Source organism: Sphingobium sp. Ant17 (genome assembly GCF_000588875.1).
In the GTDB taxonomy this organism is placed as follows: domain Bacteria; phylum Pseudomonadota; class Alphaproteobacteria; order Sphingomonadales; family Sphingomonadaceae; genus Sphingobium.
Map to the genome: position 1 here is coordinate 69,429 of NZ_JEMV01000003.1, position 25,440 is coordinate 94,868.

Annotated in this window: 19 protein-coding genes and 7 pseudogenes; 20 read left to right on the forward strand and 6 right to left on the reverse strand. The window is 62.7% G+C overall.

Translation table 11 applies throughout. From position 1 onward, the window contains the following. Positions 1-60: 60 nt before the first annotated feature. From BF95_RS02720 to BF95_RS02765, 11 genes and pseudogenes are all read left to right on the forward strand, one after another. Positions 61-1,609, forward strand: a pseudogene (locus BF95_RS02720) (S1C family serine protease). Positions 1,610-1,809: 200 nt separating this feature from the next. Continuing rightward, positions 1,810-2,364: a F0F1 ATP synthase subunit delta gene (locus BF95_RS02725; RefSeq protein ID WP_043149185.1), complete on the forward strand. Its 555-nt coding sequence runs from the start codon at positions 1,810-1,812 to the stop codon at positions 2,362-2,364. Between the two features lie 2 nt (positions 2,365-2,366). After that, positions 2,367-3,895, forward strand: a pseudogene (gene atpA / locus BF95_RS02730) (F0F1 ATP synthase subunit alpha). Next, the gene (locus BF95_RS02735; protein WP_043149187.1) at positions 3,895-4,188 is read left to right on the forward strand and encodes a putative quinol monooxygenase; all 294 of its coding nucleotides are present in this window, start codon (positions 3,895-3,897) and stop codon (positions 4,186-4,188) included. Before atpA ends, BF95_RS02735 begins: the two are co-directional and overlap by 1 nt. 1 nt (position 4,189) lies before the next feature. Then, positions 4,190-4,522 carry a F0F1 ATP synthase subunit gamma gene (locus tag BF95_RS30915; protein ID WP_443018322.1) on the forward strand — a complete coding sequence of 111 codons (333 nt, stop codon included), beginning with the start codon at positions 4,190-4,192 and terminating at the stop codon, positions 4,520-4,522. A 53-nt stretch (positions 4,523-4,575) separates the two neighbouring features. Further along, positions 4,576-5,073: a F0F1 ATP synthase subunit gamma gene (locus tag BF95_RS30920; protein WP_443018323.1), complete on the forward strand. Its 498-nt coding sequence runs from the start codon at positions 4,576-4,578 to the stop codon at positions 5,071-5,073. A 24-nt stretch (positions 5,074-5,097) separates the two neighbouring features. Continuing rightward, a pseudogene (gene atpD, locus BF95_RS02745) lies at positions 5,098-6,542 on the forward strand (F0F1 ATP synthase subunit beta). Between the two features lie 177 nt (positions 6,543-6,719). Next, on the forward strand, positions 6,720-6,974 hold the full coding sequence (locus tag BF95_RS02750) for an ATP synthase F1 subunit epsilon (protein ID WP_037477469.1): 255 nt from the start codon (positions 6,720-6,722) through the stop codon (positions 6,972-6,974). Between the two features lie 211 nt (positions 6,975-7,185). Next, positions 7,186-8,708 (forward strand): annotated as a pseudogene (locus tag BF95_RS02755) (CpaF family protein). A 94-nt stretch (positions 8,709-8,802) separates the two neighbouring features. After that, positions 8,803-9,615, forward strand: a complete 813-nt coding sequence (locus BF95_RS02760) for a class I SAM-dependent methyltransferase (RefSeq protein ID WP_043149189.1) — start codon at positions 8,803-8,805, stop codon at positions 9,613-9,615. A gap of 88 nt (positions 9,616-9,703) precedes the next feature. Next, complete coding sequence (locus BF95_RS02765; RefSeq protein WP_268747138.1) at positions 9,704-10,552, forward strand: DMT family transporter; 849 nt, start codon at positions 9,704-9,706, stop codon at positions 10,550-10,552. A gap of 7 nt (positions 10,553-10,559) precedes the next feature. Here the strand turns inward: BF95_RS02765 and BF95_RS02770 are convergent, their stop codons facing one another. Then, entirely contained in the window at positions 10,560-10,991 is a 432-nt protein-coding gene (locus tag BF95_RS02770; protein ID WP_043149193.1) for an OsmC family protein, read from the reverse strand. Positions 10,992-11,078: 87 nt separating this feature from the next. Between BF95_RS02770 and BF95_RS02775 the strand changes: the two genes are divergently transcribed. The 8 genes and pseudogenes from BF95_RS02775 (at position 11,079) to BF95_RS02810 (ending at position 17,870) form a co-directional block, all read left to right on the forward strand. After that, complete coding sequence (locus tag BF95_RS02775) at positions 11,079-11,444, forward strand: PRC-barrel domain-containing protein (protein WP_043149195.1); 366 nt, start codon at positions 11,079-11,081, stop codon at positions 11,442-11,444. Positions 11,445-11,600: 156 nt separating this feature from the next. Then, on the forward strand, positions 11,601-12,473 hold the full coding sequence (gene panB, locus BF95_RS02780) for a 3-methyl-2-oxobutanoate hydroxymethyltransferase (protein WP_043149196.1): 873 nt from the start codon (positions 11,601-11,603) through the stop codon (positions 12,471-12,473). A gap of 78 nt (positions 12,474-12,551) precedes the next feature. Beyond that, a complete protein-coding gene (locus tag BF95_RS02785; RefSeq protein ID WP_043149198.1) occupies positions 12,552-13,250 on the forward strand; it encodes a tetratricopeptide repeat protein in 699 nt (232 codons plus the stop codon). Positions 13,251-13,256: 6 nt separating this feature from the next. After that, positions 13,257-14,611, forward strand: a pseudogene (locus BF95_RS02790) (outer membrane protein assembly factor BamB family protein). A 121-nt stretch (positions 14,612-14,732) separates the two neighbouring features. Beyond that, complete coding sequence (gene der, locus BF95_RS02795) at positions 14,733-16,100, forward strand: ribosome biogenesis GTPase Der (protein ID WP_037480361.1); 1,368 nt, start codon at positions 14,733-14,735, stop codon at positions 16,098-16,100. Beyond that, on the forward strand, positions 16,087-16,302 hold the full coding sequence (locus BF95_RS02800) for a sulfurtransferase TusA family protein (protein ID WP_043149200.1): 216 nt from the start codon (positions 16,087-16,089) through the stop codon (positions 16,300-16,302). The genes der and BF95_RS02800 overlap by 14 nt, the downstream gene beginning before the upstream one ends. Before the next feature lie 73 nt (positions 16,303-16,375). After that, positions 16,376-16,816, forward strand: coding sequence for an Hpt domain-containing protein (locus tag BF95_RS02805; protein WP_043149201.1), 441 nt, complete (start codon positions 16,376-16,378; stop codon positions 16,814-16,816). Positions 16,817-16,877: 61 nt separating this feature from the next. Then, positions 16,878-17,870, forward strand: coding sequence for an LLM class flavin-dependent oxidoreductase (locus tag BF95_RS02810; protein ID WP_043149202.1), 993 nt, complete (start codon positions 16,878-16,880; stop codon positions 17,868-17,870). Here BF95_RS02810 and BF95_RS02815 read toward each other — a convergent pair. Further along, complete coding sequence (locus BF95_RS02815) at positions 17,865-18,938, reverse strand: acyltransferase family protein (RefSeq protein WP_043149204.1); 1,074 nt, start codon at positions 18,936-18,938, stop codon at positions 17,865-17,867. The two genes, BF95_RS02810 and BF95_RS02815, sit on opposite strands and share 6 nt — an antisense overlap. 223 nt (positions 18,939-19,161) lie before the next feature. Here BF95_RS02815 and BF95_RS02820 point away from each other — a divergent pair, with 223 nt between their 5' ends. Continuing rightward, the gene (locus tag BF95_RS02820) at positions 19,162-20,817 is read left to right on the forward strand and encodes an ATP-binding protein (RefSeq protein WP_043149205.1); all 1,656 of its coding nucleotides are present in this window, start codon (positions 19,162-19,164) and stop codon (positions 20,815-20,817) included. Here the strand turns inward: BF95_RS02820 and BF95_RS02825 are convergent, their stop codons facing one another. The 4 genes and pseudogenes from BF95_RS02825 to sufC form a co-directional block, all read right to left on the reverse strand. Then, positions 20,818-22,269 (reverse strand): MATE family efflux transporter, encoded by a 1,452-nt coding sequence (locus tag BF95_RS02825; protein ID WP_043149207.1) that lies wholly within the window; start codon positions 22,267-22,269, stop codon positions 20,818-20,820. 145 nt (positions 22,270-22,414) lie between these two features. Further along, a pseudogene (locus tag BF95_RS02830) lies at positions 22,415-23,698 on the reverse strand (class I tRNA ligase family protein); the annotation flags it as partial. A gap of 144 nt (positions 23,699-23,842) precedes the next feature. Continuing rightward, positions 23,843-24,594: pseudogene (locus BF95_RS02835) on the reverse strand (SufD family Fe-S cluster assembly protein). 48 nt (positions 24,595-24,642) lie between these two features. Beyond that, on the reverse strand, positions 24,643-25,437 hold the full coding sequence (gene sufC / locus BF95_RS02840) for a Fe-S cluster assembly ATPase SufC (protein ID WP_235209528.1): 795 nt from the start codon (positions 25,435-25,437) through the stop codon (positions 24,643-24,645). Positions 25,438-25,440: the final 3 nt, after the last annotated feature.

Genomic DNA, 25,440 nt, shown 5'->3' on the forward strand with positions numbered 1-25,440 from the left:
CAAAACATTGCGGCATTTCCCGATTGCGCCACGCCCGCCATCCAATATGTATGCCCGCTCATGATCGCCCTCCTCCGCCGCTTCGCCCTGCTGATCGCGCTGTTTGCGCCAGCAACGTCCCATGCCGAACAGCAGGATATCGCTGCGGCGGCGCGCGGGGTGGTGCGGGTGGTGCTGGTCGCAACCGATGGCAGCGAGGCCTATTTCGTCGGCCATGGCAGCGGCCTGGCGGTCGCGCCCGACAAGATATTGACCAACGCCCATGTCGTCGAACTGGCGCGCGAAGAGAAGAATCTCGTCATCGGCGTGATCCCGTCGGAGGGCACCAAGACCTATGGCGGGCGCATCATCGCCTTTTCGCCGGGCAACGATCTGGCGCTCATCCAGCTCGAAGAAGGCAGCCTGCCGGTCAGCACTTTCTATGCCGGGGCGATATCGGACGGGCAGCATGTCACCGCGATCGGCTATCCCGGCACGGTGGATCGTGCGCAGGGGCTGGGCCTCAAACAGATGGTCGAACCGCTGGCCACGGTGAAGACCAGCGGCAATGTGTCGTCGGAGCGCGCGAGCCAGAGCTTCGAGACGGTGCTGCACACCGCGCCGCTGGCAGCGGGCAATAGCGGCGGGCCGCTGGTGGACGATTGCGGCCGGGTGCTGGGGGTCAATAGTTTCGGGTCGATTTCGGACGGCAACGACGCCGAATTCGGCTTTGCCGTGTCGTGGCGCGAGATCGCCTCCTTCCTGCGGCAAGCGGGTGTCGCATCACTGCGCACCGTCGTCCCCGTGCCGGTCGATGGCGGAAGCGGATGCCGCCGAGGCCTCCATCACCCAGCGCGAATCGCAGGCGAGCGAGCAGAAGAACCGAGCCAGCGCCGATGCGCGCGATCAGGCGATGATGCGCGCGCGCGATGCCGCCGAGCGCGATGTCATCACCGCGCGCGAAAATGCCATGGCGGGCGCGGCCGTGTTGCTGGCGCTGGCGGTATTGGGGTTGGGCGCAGGCGGGCTATTCTACAGCCAGGGTAAGGAAAAGCCCGCCATATGGGGCATTGGCGGCGGCGGGGCGTTGCTGTTCGCCGCGCTGGCCCTGTTCGTGTTCAAGCCGAGTTTCGACACGATCGAAGAACGAACCGCCCTACCCCAAGACAAGAGCATCACCGGCAATGGCGCCTATGCCTGGGCCGGGGACAATATCTGCCGGGTCGACCTGCAACGCAGCCGCCTGACCGTGTCGCAACCCAATGATATCGGGTTTAATTGGGCCGAGGGCGGCTGCGTCGATGGCAACACGCAATATGTCGCGAGTGGGACCAAATGGCAGCGCGCCAGCGTCCCGGCACAAGGCAATTTCGTCACCATGAGCGCGTTCGATCCGGCCAGCGGCACGCTGCGCGTCCAGCGCTGGCTGCCCGACATGGACAGCATGACCAAGGCGCGCGCGCTGCTGGGCGACACGCCTTTCCCTGGATGTAGCGCCGAGCCGGAGGCGCTGGCGCGCATCGCCACGCTGCAATCGGACCTGACTGCGCTGTTGCCCACGCAGCCCAATGAGCGGATCGTCTATCATTGCCAGAAGGGACGGCTTGCGCCTGCGGACGCCGCCGAATAGCCGATTTGCGCGCGCAATAAAAACTCAGGCAAATGGCGCGCCCTTCCGACTAATGATGGAATCGCGCACCATGACTTGCATAGTCATAATCGCGCTGCTAACCGGCCCGACAACAAGGGGGACGGGCGTAACTGCTCCCCTCTCTTTTTGCATGACCGGCAAATCACCTGCCAGGGAAGTCAACGGAGGACGGCAAGCGCGTGGAGACTAATGGCGGCATACAGGCCAGCCTCAGCGGCCGCTACGCGGTGGCCCTGTTCGATCTGGCCCGCGACGCGAACGCGCTCGACACGGTGGCGCAAAGCCTGTCCGGGTTGAAGGCGGCTATCGCCCAATCCCCTGATTTCAAGGGCCTTATCAACAGCCCCGTGCTGAGCCGGGACGCATCGGGCAAGACGATCGCGGCCGTGGCATCCGCCATGGGCATCGATCCGCTGACGACGAAATTTCTGGGCGTGCTCGCACAGAATCGTCGCCTGGGCCAATTGGGCGCGGTCATCCGCACCTATGAAACGCTATTGTCGAATCACAAGGGCGAGGCCCGCGCCGAAGTGACGAGCGCGCATCCGCTCGACGCGCAGCAGATTGCCGCGCTGGCACAGAATTTGCGCGCCCGCGTCGGCCGCACCGTCGCCGTCGATGCCAAGACGGACCCCGCGATCCTGGGCGGGCTGGTCGTCAAGATCGGCAGCCAGATGATCGACAGCTCCATTCGTACCCGTTTGAATAGTCTCGCTATGGCGATGAAAGGCTGAACATGGATATCAACGCCGCAGAAATTTCGAAGGTCATCAAGGACCAGATCGCCAACTTCGGCACCGAAGCGCAGGTCAGCGAAGTCGGTTCCGTTCTGACCGTGGGTGACGGCATCGCCCGCGTCCATGGCCTCGACAACGTCCAGGCGGGCGAAATGGTCGAATTCGCCAACGGGATTCAGGGCATGGCGCTGAACCTGGAAGCCGACAATGTCGCGTCGTGATCTTCGGGTCCGACAGCGCGATCAAGGAAGGCGACACCGTCAAGCGCACCGGCACCATCGTCGACGTGCCCGTCGGCAAGGGCCTGCTGGGTCGCGTCGTGGACGGCCTGGGCAACCCCATCGACGGCAAGGGTCCGATCGTGTCCGACCAGCGCATGCGCGTCGAGCGCAAGGCACCCGGCATCATCCCGCGCACCTCGGTCCATGAGCCCGTACAGACCGGCCTCAAGGCGATCGATACGCTCGTCCCCGTCGGCCGTGGCCAGCGCGAACTAATCATCGGCGATCGCCAGACCGGCAAGACCGCCGTCGCGATCGATACCTTCATCAACCAGAAGACCGCGAATGCGGGCGATGATGAGAGCAAGAAGCTCTATTGCATCTATGTCGCGATCGGCCAGAAGCGCTCGACCGTGGCGCAGATCGTCAAGCAGCTCGAAGAAAATGGCGCGATGGAATATTCGATCGTCGTCGCCGCGACCGCTTCCGAGCCCGCCCCGCTGCAGTATCTCGCGCCTTACACCGGCGTGACCATGGGCGAATATTTCCGCGACAATGGCATGCACGCCGTCATCGTCTATGACGATCTGTCCAAGCAGGCCGTGGCCTATCGCCAGATGTCGCTGCTGCTGCGTCGTCCTCCGGGCCGCGAAGCCTATCCCGGCGACGTTTTCTATCTGCACAGCCGCCTGCTTGAGCGCGCGGCCAAGATGAACAGCGACAATGGCTCGGGTTCGCTGACCGCACTGCCGATCATCGAAACCCAGGCGGGCGACGTGTCGGCCTATATCCCGACCAACGTGATTTCGATCACCGATGGCCAGATCTTCCTCGAAACCAACCTCTTCTACCAGGGCATCCGTCCGGCCATCAACGTCGGCCTGTCGGTGTCGCGCGTCGGTTCCGCCGCGCAGACCAAGGCGATGAAGAAGGTGTCCGGCTCGATCAAGCTGGAGCTGGCGCAATATCGCGAAATGGCGGCCTTCGCCCAGTTCGGTTCGGACCTCGACGCGTCGACGCAGAAGCTCCTGAACCGTGGTGCGCGCCTGACCGAGTTGCTCAAGCAGGCGCAATTCTCGCCTCTGCCCTTCGAAGAGCAGACCGCGTCGATCTTCGCTGGCACCAACGGCTATCTCGACGGCATCGCCGTCAGCGACGTGAACCGCTACGAAGAGATGATGCTGGGTTATCTGCGCCATGACCATGCAGATGTGCTGGGCATGATCCGCGATACCAAGGATCTGGGCGACGAAGCCAAGAGCAAGCTCAAGGCCGCACTCGACAGCTTCGGAAAGACGTTCGCTTAATGGCTTTGGCCTATCTCGCCAAGGTCAGCCTCAAGCCCGACTGCTTCGATGAAGCCTGTCGGGCGGTAGGCTCGATCGTTGCCGAGACTCGGTTGGAAACGGGGTGCGAGCGTTTCGATCCCCATCCGGCTGCTGACGGGTCACCGACGATCTTCATCTACGAGCGCTGGGCGGACAAGGCAGCGTTCGAGATGCATCACGCGCAACCCTATACGCGCGCGGTGTTCAAGAGCTACGAGGACTGGCTCGCTGCGCCAGTCGATATGACCGAACTCGCTGATGGACTGACGTGAAATGGCAAGTCTGAAAGAACTGAAGATCCGGATCGGGTCGGTCAAATCGACCCAGAAGATCACCAAGGCGAAGCAGATGGTCGCCGCCGCGAAGCTGCGCAAGGCGCAGGCCGCAGCGGAGGCCGCGCGTCCCTATAGCAGCCGTCTGGAAGCCGTGGTCGCCAGCCTGGCGTCGAAGATTGCGGGCGGATCGGGCGAAGGTGCCTCCCCGCTGCTGGCCGGCACCGGCAAGGACGAAGTGCATCTGCTGGTCGTCGCCAACTCCGACCGTGGCCTCGCCGGCGCGTTCAATGCGAACATCGTCAAGGCTGCCCGCGTCAAGGCGGATGCCTGATCGAGCAGGGCAAGACGGTGAAATTCTACCTGATCGGCCGCAAGGGTCGTCCGGTGATCAACCGCCTCTACCCCGGTGCCATTGTCGCCCAGTTCGACACTACTGGTGCCAAGCAGCCCGGTTATGATCAGGCGCAGGCGATCGCGAACGAGCTGACCACCATGTATCTGGACGGCAAGTTCGACATGGCGCACCTCTTCTATTCGCGCTTCAAATCGGCCCTGTCGCAAATCCCGACCGAGCAGCAGATCATCCCCGTCAAGATCCCGGCCGATGCCGACCGCAACGCCATCGGCGCGACGGTGGAATATGAGCCGAGCGAGGAAGCGATCCTGGACGACCTGCTGCCGCGCAACATCGCGATCCAGCTGTTCAAGGCGCTGCTGGAAAACAACGCATCCGAACAGGGCGCGTCGATGAATGCGATGGACAATGCCACGCGCAACGCCGGCGACCTGATCAACAAACTGACCATCCAGTATAACCGCAGCCGCCAGGCCGCGATCACCACTGAGCTGGTCGAAATCATCTCGGGCGCGGAAGCCCTCTAAGTACACGCACGCAAGGAAGCAGTCATGGCAACCACCAACAATGTAGGCCGCATTTCGCAGGTCATCGGCGCCGTCGTCGACGTGACCTTCCCCGATGCGCTCCCGTTCATCCTCTCGGCGCTGGAAACCAGCAATAACGGCCAGCGGCTGGTGCTCGAAGTCGCCCAGCATCTGGGCGAGAACACCGTCCGCACGATCGCGATGGACTCCACTGAGGGTCTGACCCGCGGCCAGGAAGTCACCGACACCGGCGCGCAGATCAGCGTTCCCGTCGCCCGGCCACGCTCGGCCGCATCCTCAACGTCGTTGGCGAACCGATCGATGAACGCGGCCCGGTCCAGACCGAAATGCGCTCGCCCATCCATGCCAAGGCCCCCGATTTCGTCGATCAGTCGACCGAAAGCTCGATCCTGGTCACCGGCATCAAGGTCATCGACCTTCTCGCCCCTTATGCCAAGGGCGGCAAGATCGGCCTGTTCGGCGGCGCGGGCGTGGGCAAGACGGTTCTTATTCAGGAACTGATCAACAACATCGCCAAGGGCCATGGCGGCACGTCGGTGTTCGCAGGCGTGGGTGAGCGGACCCGTGAGGGCAACGATCTCTACCATGAGTTCCTCGACGCAGGCGTCATCGCCAAGGATGCCGATGGCAATGCGATCAGCGAAGGCTCCAAGGTTGCGCTGGTCTATGGCCAGATGAACGAGCCTCCAGGCGCGCGTGCCCGCGTTGCCCTGTCGGGTCTGACGATCGCCGAATATTTCCGCGACGTCGAAAATCAGGACGTGCTGTTCTTCGTCGACAATATCTTCCGCTTTACGCAGGCAGGCGCGGAAGTGTCCGCTCTGCTCGGCCGTATTCCTTCGGCCGTGGGCTATCAGCCGACGCTGGCCACCGACATGGGCCAGTTGCAGGAGCGCATCACCTCGACCAACAAGGGCTCGATCACCTCGATCCAGGCCGTCTATGTTCCCGCAGACGATCTTACCGATCCGGCGCCTGCCACCTCGTTCGCGCATCTTGATGCGACCACGAACCTCAACCGCGCGATTTCGGAATTGGGCATCTACCCGGCGGTCGATCCGCTCGATTCGACCAGCCGCATGCTGACCGCCCGCACCGTGGGCCAGGAACATTATGACACCGCCCGCGCGGTCCAGTCGATCCTGCAGAAATATAAGTCGCTGCAGGACATCATCGCCATTCTGGGCATGGACGAGCTGTCGGAAGAGGATAAGCTGACCGTCGCTCGCGCGCGCAAGATCCAGAAGTTCCTGTCGCAGCCCTTCCATGTCGCAGAAGTCTTCACCGGCATCAGCGGCAAGTTCGTGCAGATCGAAGACACGGTGAAGTCGTTCAAGGCCGTGGTCGATGGCGAATATGACCATCTGCCCGAAAACGCCTTCTACATGGTCGGCGGCATCGACGAAGCCGTCGAGAAAGCCAAGAAGCTGGCTGCCGAAGCGGCGTAAGCAGAACCTATCTAGCCTTCTCCCGCCTTCGCGGGAGAAGGTTGGGTGAGGGTCTTTCTCTCTTTCTGACAATAAGCGGAAAGACAGAAAGACCCTCACCGACTTTGACTAGGCAGCAAGCTGCCAAGTCTTCGTAGCCTCTCCCGCGAAGGCGGGAGAGGGCAAGAGGATGGAAACATGGCACTGCATTTTGAACTTGTGACCCCCGAAAAGCTCGTTCGTGCGGCGGACGTGTGGCAGGTCGTGGTGCCGGGCACCGATGGAGACTTCGGTGTGCTGGAGGGCCATGCGCCCTTCATGTCGACCGTGCGCGACGGCAGCATCCAGATCTATGCGTCGGCAGGCGCCACGCCGGAAATCATCCCGGTCCAGGGCGGCTTTGCCGAGGTCAATGAAAAGGGTCTGACCGTGCTGGCCGAAAAGGCGGGCTGATCCTTGAGCGATAGAGCGGCGGGCATTGGCCCAGCCGCATGAGGAGGGGCGCTATTGGCGCCCCTTTTTGTTTTCGCCGCAGGATCGCCGCCATCGACGCGCGACCTCAGTCTGCCCAATGCGCCATTAGCCATTTGTCAAAGTTTCCAATCTATTCACCTTATCCGACACCATCAGGCCGGCGACGGTCACGAATTGCTGGCGGAGATATATGAGCGCCTTTGGACGGAAAAATGGACCTGCCGCGATCAAGCCCGGCTTTGGCGTCGCCCGACCAATGCAGGGCGGTAGCGTAAAGGAGGAATCGCGTGGCGGCGAACAGTTCCCGCCGCTCGACATAGCCTCGCTGCCGGGCGAGACGTTCGATCCGCTATCCGTGCCGACCAGCCAGATGCAGCGCAACGCGGACGCGATGATGCGCCTGTCCGACCGCGCCAATGCCGAGCATCTGCCCGACGCCGGGCCGCAAGGGTTTGAGGCCAGCGTCCACAAGATCAAGGAACAGGTGCTGCCGCGCCTGCTGGAACGTGTCGATCCCGAAGCGGCGGCGACGCTGACCAAGGATGAGTTGGCGGAAGAATTCCGTCCCATCATCATGGAAGTGCTGGCCGAACTGAAGCTTACCCTCAACCGGCGCGAGCAGTTCGCGTTGGAAAAGGTGCTGGTCGATGAATTGCTGGGCCTGGGCCCGCTCGAAGAATTGCTGAACGACCCGGACATAACCGACATTATGGTGAATGGCCCGGACCAGACCTATATCGAAAAAAGGGCAAGTTGGTCATCGCCCCGATCAAGTTCCGCGATGAGGAGCATTTGTTCCAGATTGCGCAGCGGATCGTCAACAAGGTCGGCCGACGCGTCGATCAGACCACGCCGCTGGCCGACGCCCGCCTTCCCGATGGCAGTCGCGTCAACGTGATCGTGCCCCCGCTGAGCCTCAAGGGCACGGCGATCTCGATCCGTAAATTTTCCGCCAAGCCGATCACGCTCGACATGCTGGCCAATTGGGGCGCGATGAGCCCCAAAATGGCAACCGCGCTCAAGATTGCGGGCGCGTGCCGGTTCAACATCGTCATTTCGGGCGGCACCGGTTCGGGCAAGACAACGATGCTCAATGCCCTGTCGAAAATGATCGATCCGGGCGAGCGCGTGTTGACAATCGAGGATGCGGCGGAATTGCGCTTGCAACAGCCGCACTGGCTGCCGCTCGAAACCCGCCCGGCGAACCTGGAAGGCAATGGTGCCATCACCATCGGCGATCTCGTCAAGAACGCCCTGCGTATGCGGCCGGATCGCATCATTCTGGGCGAAATTCGTGGTGCGGAATGTTTCGATCTGCTGGCGGCGATGAATACCGGCCATGACGGCTCCATGTGTACGCTGCACGCCAACAGCCCGCGCGAGTGCCTGGGCCGTATGGAAAATATGATCCTGATGGGGGACATCAAAATCCCCAAGGAAGCGATTTCCAAGCAAATCGCCGATTCGGTCGACCTGATCATCCAGGTGAAGCGCCTGCGCGACGGGTCGCGCCGCATCACCAACGTCACCGAAGTGATCGGCATGGAGGGCGACGTCATCGTCACCCAGGAATTGTTCAAGTTCGAATATCATGACGAGGATGACAGCGGGAAGATCGTCGGCGAATATCGCTCGATGGGCCTGCGTCCCTATACGCTCGACAAGGCGCGGATGTTCGGCTTCGACCAGCCCTTTCTGGAAGCCTGCCTGTAAGTTATGATGTTTGGAGGGGTTTTCCCTTCCATTCCCCTTGCGCTTGGCACGGACGGACGGCACATCAGCCTCTCCCTATAAGAGAGGATCCCCGATGAACCGTCTCGCCCGTACCGCACTTGTTGCAACCGCCCTTTGCCTCCCCCTCCTGCCGCTGGCCGCCCAGCATGCCGATCATGCCGCGCATCAGGCCGCTGACCCGATTGCGGCGGCCGTCGCCGCGCCCAGCCGCACCCCGGCCAATGTCGCGCGCGACCAATATCGCCATCCGGCCGAGACGCTGGCCTTTTTCGGCGTTACCCCGGCCCAGACCGTGGTGGAATATAGCCCCAGTGGTGGCTGGTATTCCGAAATCCTCGCGCCGCTGCTGCGCGACAAGGGGCGTTTCTATGCGCTCCAGCCCAGCGGTCGCTATCTGGACGGCTACAAGACGTTCCTGGCCGCCAAGCCGACCGTCTATGACAAGGTGACGCTGGTCGCCCATCCTGATGAAACAGGCACGATCCCGGCGGGCAGCGTGGACACGGTGCTGACCTTCCGCAACGTGCATAATATGGTGATGGCGGGCAATGAAGCGGCGACCTTCAAGGCCTTCTTCGCGATGCTCAAGCCCGGCGGCACGCTGGGCGTGGTCGATCACCGCCTGCCCGAAGCGCGCGACAGCGCGCTGGAAAAGAGCAGCGGCTATCTCAAAGTCTCGACCATCAAGCGGATTGCGCAGGAGGCAGGCTTTGAATTCGTCGAGGCTTCGGAAGTGAATGCCAACCCCAAGGACACGGCCGACTGGGCGAAGGGCGTCTGGACGCTGCCGCCCAGCCTTAGCCAGAAAGAGGTCGATCGCGACAAATATCTCGCCATCGGCGAAAGCGACCGGATGACGCTCAAATTCCGCAAGCCTGCGGCATAAGCCTTTCCTGACCAAGCCCGGTTGCGTCATCGCGCGACCGGGCTAAGGCGGGGGCGTGACCCTTGCCGCCCGCCCCCATCGCCCGCTCCTGGCCATCGGCCTGCGCCTGACCGCCGTGATCTGCCTGTCGGCGATGTTCATCACAGTGCGGATCGTCGATCAGCGCGGCGTCCATATCGTCGAATCGCTCTTCTACCGGCAGGCGCTTGCCCTGCCCTTCGTGATCGCTTGGCTGTCCCTGTCCGGTGGACTGGGCGCGGTGCGGACGCAGCGGATCGGCGTTCATGCCAGCCGGATGCTGCTCGGCCTGACCGGCATGCTGCTCAACTTCCTGTCCTACATCCTCCTGCTGCCTGCCGAGGCGGCCACGATCGGCTTCACCATGCCGATTTTCGGCACGATCCTATCGGCGCTGATTCTGCGCGAGGCGACCGGGGTGCATCGCTGGAGCGCGGTGCTGATCGGCTTTGTCGGCGTGCTGGTGATGATCCGGCCCGAAGCCGGGCATTTCCCGATGCAGGGCGTCGCGGTCGCGATTGCCGGAGCCTTGGTCACCGCCAGCGTCAGCCTGGTGCTGCGCGCGCTCGGCCGCACGGAGAATGCAGGCGTGGTCGTGTTCTGGTTCACGGCGCTGTCGATGATCCCGCTGGGCATCGCCATGCCCTTCTTTGCGCAGGGCCATGATCCGCTGACATGGGGATTGCTGCTGCTGATCGGCTGCGTTGGTGGGATCGCACAGCTTTGCCTGACCGCATCGCTGCGCTGGGGGCCGGTGTCGGTGGTGCTGCCGATGGATTATAGCGCAATCATCTGGACCACGCTGCTGGGCGTCGCGATAGGCGAGGATTGGCCCATGATCACCACCTGGATCGGCGCAAGCCTCATCATCGCCAGCGGGCTGTATATTGCCTGGCGCGAACATCGTCGCGCCAGGTAATTGGTCGTCAGCTCAGCAGTTCAGCATCCAGGCTGATCTCGGCCTTCAACAGCTTGGAGATCGGGCAGTTGGCCTTGGCCTTGCCCGCCAGTTCCTGGAAAGTCGCATCGTCAGTACCGGGGATGGTCGCCTTGAGCGTCAGATGGCTGGCGGTCACGGCAAAACCGTCATCCTGCTTTTCCAGCGTCACGACGGCGTTGGTTTCCATCTTGTCCGCCGTCAGCCCGGCTTCACCCAGTATCAGCGACAGCGCCATGGTGAAGCAGGAAGCGTGGGCGGCCGCGATCAGTTCTTCGGGGTTGCTGCCCTTGACGCCTTCAAAGCGCGTGGCGAATCCATAGGGATGAGCGTCCAGCGCGCCGCTTTGGGTGGAAATGCTACCTTTGCCATCTTTAAGGCCGCCGCTCCAGGCCGCCGAACCACTGCGATTGATTGTCATGTCTCGCTCCTTTTGTGTCAGACAGGGAACCCTAGCCCAGCCGCATGGTTGCATGAGTATAGCGACATTTTAATGAGGAGAGCGACGATGGCCGAACTGGCTATGCACAATCGCGGCGACCTGATCGCATCGGACCGGGTCGAAGGCACGGCGGTCTATAACAAGCAGGGCGAAAAGCTCGGCAAGATTTCCAATTTCATGGTCGACAAGAAGAGTGGGCAAGTGCGCTATGCCGTCCTATCGTTCGGCGGCTTTCTGGGCATTGGCGAAGATCATTATCCCCTGCCCTGGTCGATGCTCGACTATGATGTCGCCCAGGGCGGTTATGTCGTGGAACTGGATAAATCGGTTCTTGACGACGCGCCCCGCTACGCCGCCGAACAGCGGCCCGATTATGACGATGGCTATGGCCGCAACGTCTATCAATATTATGGGCTGATCTACCCCTGGTAGAAGCGGCCATTCCATCCATGTCGAGAAGCGCCTGACGGTCAGTCGGACGATCAAGTTCACTTTCCGACAAGCTCACCCCGGAGGAGCGGCACGCCGATGCCGCTCCTCCACCGCTGGCTGTTTGCGCCGCGCGCGACGCTGGGGTAGAGCGCTTCCATGTCCACGACCTTCACGATCGACACGGCGACCAGCCGCGCTACGCCTACCCCGGCCCCCATGAAGCGGCTGACCGTGCCCGCCATCCAGCGACGCAAGTTCGACGGCAAGACCACCGAGCCGCTGGTGATGCTGACCGCCTATACCGCGCGCCAGGCGCAGTTGCTCGATCCACATTGCGACATGCTGCTGGTGGGTGATTCGCTGGGGCAGGTGATCTATGGCCTGCCCTCGACGCTGGCGGTCACGCTCGACATGATGTGCGCCCATGGCGCAGCGGTGGTGCGTGGCAGCTATCATAGTGTCGTCATCATCGACATGCCTTTCGGCAGCTATGAAGCCTCCCCGCAGCAGGCCTTTGCCAGCGCGAGCCGCATCATGGCGGAAACCGGCGCGGCGGCGGTCAAGCTGGAAGGCGGTCAGGCCATGGCGGAGACGATCAGTTTCCTTAGCCAGCGCGGCATTCCGGTGATGGCGCATATCGGCCTGACGCCGCAGGCGGTGAATGCGCTGGGCGGCTATGGCGCGCGCGGCAAGAGTCAGCAGGAACATGCCAAAATCATGGCCGATGCGCGCGCCGTCGCCGACGCCGGTGCCTTCGCCATGGTGCTGGAGGGGGTGATGGAGGAACTGGCCGTTGCCATCACCGACAGCGTCGATGTGCCGGTGATCGGCATCGGCGCATCTGCCCATTGCGACGGACAAGTGCTGGTGACCGAGGATATGCTGGGCATGTTCGAGCGTGTCCCCCGCTTCGTCAAACGGTTCGACAATATCGCCCAAAGCATCGACGGTGCCGCCCAGCGTTATGCCGCCGATGTCCGCAGTCGCGCCTTCCCGACCGAAGAACAGGTCTATCGCCCTAAAAAGTGATTTGCCTGTGGCATAAGCGCCGCTATTGGTCGCGCCTTCTGCCCTCACCTGTTTCTGATCCATGTCCCGGAGAATGCAGTGGCCCTGACGCCGCAAAATAGTGAAGCCTTCATGCGCGAAGTCGACGAAGCCGTCCGGCAGGACCAGCTCACGTCCTTCTGGCAGCGCTATGGTCGTGTGCTTCTGGTCGTGCTGGTCCTCGGCCTCGCGGCGTTTGGCGGCTGGCTTTATTGGCAGCAGCACCAGCAGAGCCAATCGCAGGCCGTGTCCGAAGAGATGGACGCTGTGTTGACGACGGCCGCTGGTGGCGGAACGCCCGATGCCAAGCAGCTCGACGCGCTGACCAAGGCGGATCAACCGGGCTACGGCGCATCGGCACAGTTGCTCAAGGCTGGCGTGGCCGCGCGCGAGGGTGATAGCAAGAGCGCGATCGCCGTCTATGCCGCCATGGCCGCCGACACCGGGCTGGAGCAGCCCTATCGCGATCTGGCGCTGATCCGCCAGACGGCATTGGAATTTGAGACGCTCAAGCCCCAGCAGGTTGTAGATCGCCTCAAGCCGCTCGCGGTCGAAGGGGCACCCTGGTTCGGCAGCGCGGGCGAACTGGTCGCCATTGCTTATGCCAAGATGGGCAAGACGGACCTCGCCGGACCCATGTTCGCCGCGCTTGCCAAGGATAATAATGTGCCGCAGTCGATCCGTTCACGCGCGCGTCAGATGGCGGGCGTCATGGGGATCGATGCGGTCGAGACACCGACCGAGCCGGCGGAAGGGTAAAAGCGAATGGGACAGCATAATATGAAGAGATTCGCGCCCATGGTCGTGCCCTGACGCTGACCGCCATGATCGTGATGGTCGCCGGTTGCGGCATCATCGGCGGTAAGAAGGGCGGACCCAAGACCCCCGTGGTCGGCAATCGCGTATCCATCCTGACCAGCGAACAGGGTGTCGAGGTCGAACCGAGCCTCGCCGACGTGCAGGTCACCCTGCCCGCCCCTGCCGTCAACGACAGCTGGTCGCAACCGGGCGGCGATCCGTCCAAGGCGATGGGCCATGTCGCGCTCGGCGCATCGCCGACGCAACTGTGGACCGTGTCGATCGACGGCAGTTCGCCGCAGGCCCGCCTTGCCGCTTCGCCCGTCGTGGCGGGCGGCAAGCTGTTCGTTACCGATGCCGGTGCGCATGTCATTGCGTTCGATGCGACCAGCGGATCGAAATTGTGGCAGACCGACCTGCCCGCCGAAGGCAAGAGTGACGGTCGCTCGCTATTTGGCGGTGGCGTCAGCGTATTGGGGGACCGGGTGTTTGCCAGTACCGGCCTGGGCGACATCTTCGCGCTCAATGCCATCGATGGCGCGATCATTTGGAAAAAGCATTTGGCTGGGCCGCTACGCGGCGCGCCGACGCTGGAAAATGGCCATGTCTATGTGATGGGCCAGGACAATCAGATTTTCGCGCTGAACCAGAGCGATGGCGAAACGCAGTGGACCGACAGCGGTACGTTGCAGGTCACCGGCATTTTTGGCGTCGCGGCTCCAGCGGCTGCGCAAGGGACAGTGGTCGCGGGCTATAGCTCCGGCGAAATCAACGCCTATCGGTATGAAAATGGTCGGACACTGTGGGGCGACGCGCTCTCGCGCACGAGCATTTCGACGGCGGTAGCAACGCTGACCGACATCGACGCCGACCCGGTCATCGACCGTGGCCGCGTCTTCGCGATCGGCCAGGGTGGCCGCATGGCCTCCTATGAACTGACCAGCGGCCAGCGCCTGTGGGAAATCAATATCGCAGGCATCTCTACCCCTTGGGTGGTGGGCGAATGGGTGTTCGCCGTCACCAGCGACGCGCGTCTGCTCTGCGTCGCGCGCGCGACCGGCAAGATCCGTTGGGTCAGCCAATTGCGCCGCTGGGGAAATGAAAAGAAGAAGAATAAGGCGATCCGCTGGACCGGCCCGGTTTTGGCAGGCGGTCGCCTGATCGTCGTCTCGACGCGGGGCCAGATGGTCTATGTCGATCCAACGACCGGTGCCGTGCAGTCCGAAGTGGACATGAAACGCTCCATGTCGCTTTCGCCGGTTGTCGCCAATAATATGCTTTATGTACTGGCGGATGACGGGAAACTGACAGCGTTCCGCTAAAACGAATATTCGTGCTAAGCATGCTTCTGCGAAGGCCGGAGCCCAGTTCCTCCGCTTTTGGACTGGGTTTCTGCCTTCGCAGGAGCATTGCGTTTTTTAGATAAGAAGGAAACGGGCCTCCATGCTGCCCATCGTAGCCATTGTCGGGCGGCCCAATGTGGGCAAGTCCACGCTGTTCAACCGCCTGATCGGCAAAAAGCTCGCGCTGGTCGATGACCAGCCCGGCGTCACCCGCGACCGGCGCGAGGGCGAAGCGCATCTGCTCGGCCTCGACTTTACCATCGTCGATACCGCCGGCTATGAAGATGAGGACGCCAACAGCCTGCCGGGTCGGATGCGGATGCAGACCGAAGCGGCGGTGGAAAATTGCGACGTCGCGCTGTTCATGATCGACGCACGCGCGGGCATCACCCCGCTAGACGAGGAAATCGCCCGCTGGCTGCGCGCCAATGACGCGCCGGTCATCCTGGTCGCCAACAAGGCGGAGGGCAAAGCCGCCGACGATGGCGTAATGGAATCCTTCAGCCTGGGGCTTGGCGAACCTGTCCCCTTCTCCGCCGAACATGGCCAGGGCATGGCCGACCTGTTCCAGGCGCTGCTGCCCCATGTCGAGCGCGAAGGCGACGAGCCGTTCGAGCGGGAATTCTACGAGGATGACGAGAGCGCGCCGCTCAAGCTGGCCATCGTCGGCCGCCCCAATGCGGGCAAGTCCACGCTAATTAACCGGCTGCTGGGCGAAAACCGCCTGCTGACCGGGCCGGAAGCGGGCATTACCCGCGACAGCATCGCCGTCGACTGGATGTGGACCAGCCGCGAAGGTGTGGAGCGGCCCGTCCGCCTGATCGACACGGCGGGTATGCGCAAGCACGCCAAGGTGCAAGACAAGCTGGAAAAGCTGGCGGTGACCGACGGTCTGAACGCTGTGAACTTTGCCGAAGTCGTGGTGCTGCTGCTCGATTCGACGCGCGGGCTGGAAGCGCAGGATTTGCGGATCGCCGACAAGGTTCTGGAGGAAGGGCGCGCGCTCGTCGTCGCGCTCAACAAATGGGATACGGTCGAACATGGTTCGGCTCTGTATCAGGGCATCAAGAAAGCGCTGGACGATGGACTGGCGCAAGTGCGCGGCGTCCCGATCATGACCGTGTCGGCGGCCACCGGCAAGGGGCTGGACGATCTGATCCATGTCGCGTTCGAAACGCGTACCGCCTGGTCGCAGCGCGTGTCCACGGGCGTACTCAACCGCTGGTTCGAAACTGCGCTGGAGGCCAATCCGCCACCAGCGCCCGGCGGCAAGCGGATCAAGCTGCGCTATATCACCCAGAACAAGACCCGTCCGCCGACCTTCGTCCTGTTCGGCACGCGGCTGGACGACCTGCCCGAAAGCTATCGCCGCTATTTGGTGAACGGCATTCGACGCGAACTCGGCTTTGGCGCGGTGCCGGTGCGGTTGACGTTGCGGAGTGCCAAGAATCCCTATGCCACCAAATGAGCCGCTATCGGTCAACGCGCGCGGCATGAAATGCCCTTGGCCCGCGCTGCGCGCGGCGCGGGCGATGCGCGGGGCCGATGCAGTGCTGGTGGAGGCCGATGATCCGGTCGCCCCCGCCGAGCTAGAGGCTCTTGCCAGCGCGCAAGGTTGGGCGTTCGAGGCGCTCGGCGAGCATCGCTTTTCGCTGCACCGCTCCGGTTGATCGCGCACCGGCTTTAACCGGCTGTTTACGGCGGCCGCCTTATTGCCGGACGATAGCTTAAGGAGCGTTGTGCGTGCCCTATCAAGAGACCGATCTGGTCAACTGGACGGAATTTACCCGGACCCGGAATGAACTAGGTGCCGCATTTTTGCGAATATTGGGCTATTTCCGCGAGGATGGCGCAAAGTCGATCCACGCGATCGAAGAGGCATTCCGTGCCCGCAGCGCTGTCGCCCTGGTGTCCCCTGCCCACACGCTCAAAGGGGAATCGGCGCAATTTGGGGCATACCGGCTGAGCGCTATGGCCGAAGAAATCGAAATGGTGGCCCGCCGCTGCGTGGAAACCCGCGAGCAGCCGGACGAACTCATCGAAACAGTCGTCGCGCTTCGTCCCTGCTTTACCGAGACACTGGCGTTGCTTGATCGCGATGCCAACCCGCTGGTGGCACGCCGTCCCGCGACCTTCGGTCGCCGCACAGACGCGCCGGTACAGGGTTTCGGCCGCGCGATCTGAATTTACGTATTGAAACAAAACCCATCATGCCCCCATATGGGGAGCATGACACGTTTTTYCCCTGCTCGATCTCGTCCCCGTCCGCGAAGGCGACAGCATCGCCACCGCGCTTGCCAATACGGCTGACCTGGCCGCCCATGCCGAAAAGCTGGGCTATCACCGTTTCTGGGTGGCCGAACATCATGGCATGGCAGGCATCGCATCGGCCGCGACTTCAGTCGTGCTGGCCCATATAGGTCAGGCGACATCGACAATCCGCATCGGCGCGGGTGGCATCATGCTGCCCAATCATGCTCCCCTGATCATCGCCGAACAATTTGGCACGCTCGACGCGCTGTTTCCTGGTAGGGTTGACCTGGGGCTAGGCCGCGCACCGGGGTCCGACCAGCGGGTGGCGCAGGCGATGCGCCGCATGCTTGTTGGTGGGACAGATAATTTTCCGCGCGACGTGATGGAGATACAGGCCTATTTCGCCGCCGACGATCGGCTAGGCATTCAGGCGACGCCGGGCGCTGGCGCGAACGTGCCGCTCTGGATTCTTGGCTCCAGCCTGTATGGCGCGCAACTCGCTGCGGCGCTTGGCCTCCCCTATGCCTTCGCCTCGCATTTCGCGCCTGCTGCCCTGGACGAGGCGATCGAGATCTACCGCCGCGACTTCCGCCCCTCGGCTCAGATGAAGGAGCCCTATGTCATGGCGGGCTATAATGTCTTCGCCGCCGACAATATGGCCGATGCGCAGTTGCTCGCCAGTTCGATGCAACAGGCGTTTGTGCGACTGCGCACCGGACAGCCGGGCAAGCTTCAGCCCCCCGTGGCGGATTATTATGACATGTTGCCGCCCCAGGCGCAGGCGATGCTGACCGATGTGCTGAGCGCATCGAGCATCGGCACACAAGCCGATGTCGAGCGTGACCTTGCCGCCTTCCTGCGCCGCACGCGGGCCGACGAGTTGATCCTGACCGGACAGATTTTCGATCCCGCAGCCCGCAAGCACAGCTTTGCCATCGCCATGGCAGGGGCACAGACGATCACCACACCCGAACCCGCGCTATAGGCGGCCGCCGCTGAGCAAGGCAGCGGCGCGCGGCGCGACGCGGCGAAGTATCCTGCCCAGCGCAACCACGGCGGCCAGCACCAGCAGCGGTTGCAGGATCAGGTAGAGCGGATAGAGCGGCGATCCCAACGGGCCGGTCAGCTTCCCCAACAAGGGTCCGCCGAGCCAGATCAGGATCAGGTGCGCGCAAAAGAGCAGGAAGACGAACGGTTCGATCCGTAGCAAAGTCAAGCGCGCCCTGCTGCCCGCCAGGCCCCACGCGATCCGCCAGAAAGCGATGACAGCGGTCAGTCGCACGGCCAGGTCCAACGTCCGTTGCGCCAGAACCGCTTCCCCATCGCCAACCATGATCGCACGATAGAGTTGCGCCGCCATCAGCAGCGCGAACGGCAGCAGCGCCATGGGTAAGGGCAGACGAACGATCCGATCCGCCCACGCGCTGCGCCGCGCCACGATGCCAAGGATGAAGAAGAACAGGATGGACGCGCGCATCAGCACGGGCGGTCCCAGCCCTGTGACGTGGCACGCCGCCGCGATCACCGCGATGATCCCCAACGCCCAGCCCGGCGACCGTACCAGTAACGGCGCGGCGACCATGCACAGGAACAGGTCGCGCAGGAACGCCATCTGCACATTGATGTCGGGATTGCGGGTCAGGACCAGCATTTCATTCACCGTCCACCAGAGCGACTGGGGCACAGGCGCGGACAGGCCAAGCGTCAGCGCAGCGCCCGACACCAGAAGGATCGCGATGCCATTCCACAGGATCATGGGCAGCAGGATGGTCCGCGCCTTGCGCCGAACGTGCCCGCTCCAGTTGCGCACACCGCTCGACCCCGCCACCAGCCAGCCTGATATCAGGCCCAGCAGGGGCACAGCACTGCGCCCGAACAATTCCATCAACAGCCAGCGCAGATTTTCCTGTGCCGTTCCGCGCAAGGCCTGAAGCGCTTCGCCGTTCAAGCCGGTCCAGGCATGGACATAGACCACCCCCAGGATGCAGATGACACGGGCTATGGCAATCGCGTCAGAGCGCCGCGCTCCATCTTGCACTATCGTTTCGGGCACGAAAATATCCTGTAGTGGCGCAGGCTCAATCCCCAAAGCCTGTCCTGTTCCTCTGCACCGATCCCATCCGTTTCGGACCAACCGCTACTTTATGGTAAGCGCCATGCCCCAAATTGTCCGATCAAGCCATGATCGACCCATGCATAAGCTAATCTTTACCTTCGCTGCCTAGACATCATGTGTTTGCCGGAAGTGTTTCCGGGCCAAGGGATGACAAAGGCTCATGACCCATATGCCGGGTGCACATCATTTCACGCCGACAGCGACGGCTGGCTCTTTAGCCACCGTCCAATCAATGGGCATGGTATTTCAGATTGCCGGGTCCAGTTCCAAGATCCTCATCGATCCGCAACGCCTGGCCCTATTGGGGCAGGACATGGACCCCTGCACCGCGATGGCCGGCCAGGTCGGTAGTCAGGTCAAGATGCGCGTCGGCACGGTCTGGCTGGTTGCCAGCGTGCGCGCGATGATGCTGGACCAAGCCAGCCAAAGCATCGTTGCCGACATCGACTTTCTGGGTGAGGGCGACGAGGAAAGGCTGACCGGTCGTATCTTTAATTTCCGGCGCGGCGTCACCCGCTATCCAACGCCTGGCACCGAGATTTTTCCGGTCTCGAGCAAGGATATGCAGCAAATCTACGCCGCCGATGACCGGCCCCATGTCCAGATCGGCACTGTCTATCCCACCACCGACACACGGGCCGCGCTCTATGTCGATCAGATGCTGGGCAAGCATTTCGCGCTGCTTGGCTCCACCGGCACCGGCAAATCGACCAGCGCCGCACTGATCCTGCACCGCATCTGCGACCTGTCTCCGCAGGGGCATATCGTGATGATCGACCCGCATGGCGAATATGGCGCAGCCTTCGCCACCAATGGCGCCGTGTTCGATGTCAGCAACCTGGCGCTGCCCTATTGGCTGATGAATTTCGAGGAGCATTGCGAGGTATTCGTCACGTCCTCCGGCTCCGAGCGCACGATGGATTGCGACATTCTCGCCAAATGCCTGCTCGCGGCGCGCTCCAAGAACCGGCTGGCCGAACAGATTGGTCGCCTAACCGTCGATTCGCCGATCCCCTATCTGCTCTCGGACCTGACCAATATTCTCCAAAATGAGATGGGCAAGCTCGACAAGGGCACGGGGTCGCTGCCCTATATGCGGATCAAGACCAAGATCGACGAGATCAAGGCGGACCCGCGCTACAGTTTCATGTTCTCCGGCATGCTGGTCGCCGACACGATGCAGGATTTCATCGCGAAGATCTTTCGCCTGCCATCGGACGGCAAGCCGATATCGATCATCGACGTGTCGGCCATGCCATCCGACATCACATCGACCGTGGTGTCGGTGCTGTCGCGACTGGTGTTCGACTATGCCATCTGGGCGCGCGACGAGCCACAGCGGCCGATCCTGCTCGTCTGCGAGGAGGCCCATCGTTACATTCCCAGTTCGACCAGCGGCAATGGCCAGGCGGTGCGCAAGATATTGGAGCGGATCGCCAAGGAAGGCCGTAAATATGGCATATCACTGGGCCTCATCACGCAACGTCCGTCGGACCTGGCCGAAGGCGTGCTGTCGCAATGCGGCACCATCATCGCGATGCGCCTGAACAACGACCGCGATCAGGCCTTCGTCAAGGCTGCCATGCCCGAAGGCGCGCGCGGCTTCCTCGATTCGATCCCTGCGCTGCGCAACCGCGAAGCCATCATATGCGGTGAGGGTGTCGCTGTGCCGATCCGCGTCGCGCTCGACAATCTGGAAGACCATCGCCGCCCTGCGTCAGGCGACCCCAGCTTTACGGAACTGTGGCGGCAGTCGGGCGACGAACAAGCCATCCTCGACCGCACCATCACTCGCTGGCGCAATCAGGGGCGGTAATCATCCGGTCGGCGCGATCCGCCCGGCGGGTTCGGCCTCGCTATTGACCGTCTCCCGGCATTCCTCTTCATGCACCGGCACCAGCAGCTTCGCCTTGCGCCAGCCGCCATGGGCATAGACCAGAGAGGCGAGCAGCAGCGAGACGAATGACCCCACCGGAAAGCTGAACCACAGCGCATCGGCCCCGATCCCGGGGTAAGCCAGATAATAGAAGCCAAGCCGCACCACGAACAGGGTGAAGATCAGGATGATCAGCGGCTTGATCACCACGCCGTTGGCACGCATCACCCCGAACAGGATCATGGTGCAGCCAAAGGCGAGGAAGCTCCAACTCACCCGCAACTGCATGTGCCACGCCTCCGCGATCACGGCATCATTGCCGCCGAGGAACAGCCCCAGCAATGGCTGGTGAAAGGTCAGCATCACCGCGACCATCGTGCCGGTAATCAGCAACTGATAGCCGATGCCATAGCCGGTGATGCGGCTGATCCGGTCCCACCGTCCTGCGCCGATATTCTGCGCCGCCATGGCGCTGACCGCGCCGCCCATCGCCATCGCTGGCATCTGAAGATAGGTCCATAGCTGCTGCGACGCGCCATAGGCGGCCGTCACCAACAGCCCCTCGCGGTTGACGAGGCCGATCATGACCAACCCGGACGCCGACATGACGATCATCTGCAGACCCATCGGCAACCCCTTGCCCAGCAGGACGCGCAGCTGCTCGGTCGCCGGACGCAGATAGGCGAGTTCCACCCCGCGCAGCCGCAGCGGCAGATCCTTGACATAGGTATAGGCGATGATCCCGATCAGGCTGACGAAACCCGCCACTGCGGTCGCTGTCGCCGATCCTGCGATCCCCATGGCGGGGAACGGCCCCAGTCCCAGGATCAGCACAGGATTGAGGATCAGGTCCACCGCTACGCTGACGATCATGAAGATGAGCGGCGTGCGTGCGTCCCCCACGCCGCGCAAGCCCATCATGATCATCACTGACAAGAGGGTCGCAGGCATGGCGATGAAGATGACGCGCAGATAGACGAGCGCCAGGTCATAGGCTTCGACCGGGGTCGCGAGCAGCCGCAGCAGCGCAGGCGCGCCCAGCCAGCCGACGATCGCGACGACGAGGGCCAGGGCCATACAGAAGCCCACCGCCGAGCCGAAAGCGCGGCGCGCGGCGTCCATGTCGCGCCGTCCCACCGCCTGGCCGATCATCACTGTGGACGCCATGCCGAACCCGAAGACGATCGAGAACATCAGGAACATGATGATATTGGCATTGGCCGTCGCCGCCAGCGCCTGCGGCCCCAGAAAGCGACCAACCCAGATCGCGTTGATCGAGCCATTGAGCGACTGAAGAATGTTCGACGCCAGCGTTGGCATGGCGAACAGCATCAGCGTGGACGCGATCGGCCCTTGCGTCAGGTCTTTTGTGCCTTGCCCCGGTCCACTCATCCTCGCCCTTTCCTTGCGCAGGCTAGATCATAGGGTGGAACACCCCGCCCCGTTCGCCCTGAGCCTGTCGAAGGGCCTTTCTTCTTCAAAGAAAGGGGCTTCGACAAGCTCAGCCCGAACGGATTTCAATAGGCGTGCCCTAATCTCACCCCAGCCGGTCGAGCGCCGCCTGCAACCGTTCCGCTTCGGCGGTCTTTTCGGCATGGTCCTCGCGCGCCTTGGCGACCGCTTCGGGCTTGGCCTTCTCGACAAAACTGGGGTTGGACAGGCGTCCGCCCAGCGCATCGCGCTCCTTCTGCGCTGCGGCCAAGGCCTTGGCGAGCCGCGCTTTTTCCGCCGCGATGTCGATCACGCCTTCCAACGGCAGGATGAAGGTCGCCTCATCGACCACGATCTGCGCTGCGCCGCCCGTCGGCGCTTCGCCAAAGGTCAGGCTCTCGATCCGCCCCAGCCGTGCCAGCGCCGCGCCCTGCCGGTCGAGGCGACGATGCGTCTCCTCCGACCCGTCGCTCACCACCATCGGCAGCTTCGCACCCGGCGGCACGTTGAGTTCGGTTCGCGCGGTGCGGATGGCGCTGACCAGTCGGATCAGCCAATCAATCTCCGCCTGTGCGCTAGTGTCACCGGGCGTAACCAACAAAGGCCATTGTGCAATGATAAGATCAGCGTCTCGTTCACCCATTGCGTGCCAAAGCTCTTCGGTGATGAAGGGCATGAAGGGATGCAACATCACAAGGATTTGATCAAACGCCCAGCCTGCGACAGTGCGCGTCTCCTCAACCCGTTCGCCCTGAGCCTGTCGAAGGGCCACATTGCCTTCCGAAGACAAGGAAGAGGCTTCGACAGGCTCAGCCCGAACGGAGGAGAGGTCCGCTTTGATGAGTTCGAGATACCAGTCGCAAAATTCGTCCCAGACAAAGTGATAAATCGCATTGGCCGCCGCGTCGAAGCGCAGATCAGCCAGTGCGGAGTCAATGGCCGCGACCGTGTCCATGACCTTGCCGACAATCCACTGATTGACCGGCAGAGTGGCCGAAAAAACTTCCTTGGGTGCAACAGATGTCGAAGCACCCACGCCGTTCGCCTGAAGGAAGCGCGCGGCGTTCCACAGCTTGGTCGCGAAGTTGCGATAGCCCTCGACCCGCTTCTCATCCATCTTCACGTCGCGGCCCTGGCTCTCCATCGCCGCCATGAAGAAGCGCAGTGCGTCGGCCCCGAACTTCTCGATCAGGCCCAGCGGATCAACGACATTGCCCTTGGACTTGGACATTTTCTGCCCGTCCGCCGCCCGAACGAGGCCGTGGAGATAGAGTTTTCGCCATGGCACGTCCCCCATGAACTCCATCCCCTGCATCGCCATCCGCGCGTCCCAGAAGAACAGGATGTCGAAGCCGGAAATGAGGAGATCGTTGGGGTAATGGCGCTCCACTAAGCCCCTCCCCTTCAGGTTCAAACGAGGCACGTGACTCGTTTGAAGGGTTGGGGTGGGGACGTACCCCAAAGGCTGAGCTGCGTTGACAGCCCCCACCCCCGGCCCCTCCCCTGAAGGGGAGGGGAGTATTTAAGTTGCTCGTCATACCAGCGACTCCAGCTTGGCGATCGCGGCCGCTTCAAACTGTTCGCGCAGGGCTTCGTCGGGCATGTCGTCGAACACGCCCGCGACGAAGGAGCGCAGCAGCAGCGTCTTGGCAGTCGCCGGGTCCATGCCGCGTGAGGCCATGTAGAAGAGCGCGGCCTTGTCCAGTTCGCCCACAGTCGCGCCATGGGCGCATTTGACGTCGTCGGCGTAGATTTCCAGTTCAGGCTTGGCGTTGGCGGTCGCGGTGCGATCGAGCAGCATCGCTTGATAGACTGGAAAGCGTCGGTGCGCTGCGCGTCGCGGGCGACGTTGATGCTGCCGAGGTAGCTGCCGGTGGCGCGGCTGCCCAGGACCGACCGGACGGTCTGGCCGCTGGTCGCGTCGGGCTGCGCATGGGTGACCGAGGTGATGATCTCCAGCGTCTGATCGCCGCCGCCGATGATCGCGCCATGCAGCCCGAAATGCGCGCGCGCGCCCAGCGTGACGGCAAAGGTCACGCGGCCGAGCTTGCCGCCGATGTTGAGCAGGTGGAAATCGCAGCGCGCGTCGTCGGCGACGGTGATGACATAGTCATGCACGGCCGCGCTGCCCTCTGCGGCATTTTGCAGCAGGTGGTGGTTAGCGGTGTCGCCTGTGGTCACATCGATGCGGGTCGGTGCGGGCAAGGGCCATAGCGAGGCGAGCGCCTCCAGGTCGCTATAGCGCCAGTCTTCCTGGCGGCGGGTGGGCAGAGCCAGGGTGGTCACAGGCACGACTCCTCCGCGTCTCTGCGTCTCCGCGTGCACAAAGTCATCTCACGCGGAGGCGCAGAGACGCGGAGAAAAAGGGAGATGCCTGCGGCGCTCATGCGGCAACCACTTCGGCATAGCTTCGCGTTCCAGTTCCAGCGCCAGTTCGGGGCCGCCCGATTTGACGATCCGCCCGTCGGCCAGCACATGAACGAAGTCGGGCTTCACATAGTCGAGCAGCCGCTGATAATGGGTGATGAGCAGCACGGCCTTGTCGGGCTTGCGCATGATCGCGTTGATGCCTGCGCCGACGATCTTGAGCGCGTCGATGTCGAGGCCGGAGTCGGTCTCGTCAAGGATCGCGAGCTTGGGATCGAGTATGCCCATCTGCACCATTTCGGCGCGCTTCTTTTCGCCGCCCGAGAAGCCGACATTCACCGGGCGCTTGAGCATGTCCATGTCGAGGCCGAGCAACGCGGCCTTTTCCTTAGCGAGGCGGATGAATTCGCCGCCGTTCAGTTCCTTCTCGCCGCGTGCCCGCTTCTGGCTGTTGAGGCTTTCGCGCAGGAATTGCAGGTTGGAGACGCCGGGGATCTCGACCGGATATTGAAAGCCCAGGAATAGACCTGCCGCGGCGCGCTCATGCGGCTCCAATGTGAACAAGTTCACACCGTCGTAGAGCGCCTCGCCGCCGGTCACCTCATAGCCCGGCCGTCCCCCCAGCGTATAGGCCAGCGTCGACTTGCCCGCTCCGTTCGGCCCCATAATTGCGTGGATTTCTCCCGCATTGATGGTGAGCGACAGACCTTTGAGGATCGTCTTGCCGTCGATGGTGTTGGTCAGCTTGTCGATATTCAGCATGAT

Coding starts and splice junctions, on each gene's coding strand:
- BF95_RS02775 (WP_043149195.1), top strand. CDS start 11,079: ATGGCCGAACTGGCTATGCACAATCGCGGCGACCTGATCGCATCGGAC.
- BF95_RS02735 (WP_043149187.1), top strand. CDS start 3,895: ATGGCTTTGGCCTATCTCGCCAAGGTCAGCCTCAAGCCCGACTGCTTC.
- BF95_RS02760 (WP_043149189.1), top strand. CDS start 8,803: ATGAACCGTCTCGCCCGTACCGCACTTGTTGCAACCGCCCTTTGCCTC.
- panB (WP_043149196.1), top strand. CDS start 11,601: ATGTCCACGACCTTCACGATCGACACGGCGACCAGCCGCGCTACGCCT.
- der (WP_037480361.1), top strand. CDS start 14,733: ATGCTGCCCATCGTAGCCATTGTCGGGCGGCCCAATGTGGGCAAGTCC.
- BF95_RS02825 (WP_043149207.1), bottom strand. CDS start 22,269: ATGAGTGGACCGGGGCAAGGCACAAAAGACCTGACGCAAGGGCCGATC.
- sufC (WP_235209528.1), bottom strand. CDS start 25,437: ATGCTGAATATCGACAAGCTGACCAACACCATCGACGGCAAGACGATC.
- BF95_RS30915 (WP_443018322.1), top strand. CDS start 4,190: ATGGCAAGTCTGAAAGAACTGAAGATCCGGATCGGGTCGGTCAAATCG.
- BF95_RS02770 (WP_043149193.1), bottom strand. CDS start 10,991: ATGACAATCAATCGCAGTGGTTCGGCGGCCTGGAGCGGCGGCCTTAAA.
- BF95_RS02800 (WP_043149200.1), top strand. CDS start 16,087: ATGCCACCAAATGAGCCGCTATCGGTCAACGCGCGCGGCATGAAATGC.
- BF95_RS02750 (WP_037477469.1), top strand. CDS start 6,720: ATGGCACTGCATTTTGAACTTGTGACCCCCGAAAAGCTCGTTCGTGCG.
- BF95_RS02820 (WP_043149205.1), top strand. CDS start 19,162: ATGACCCATATGCCGGGTGCACATCATTTCACGCCGACAGCGACGGCT.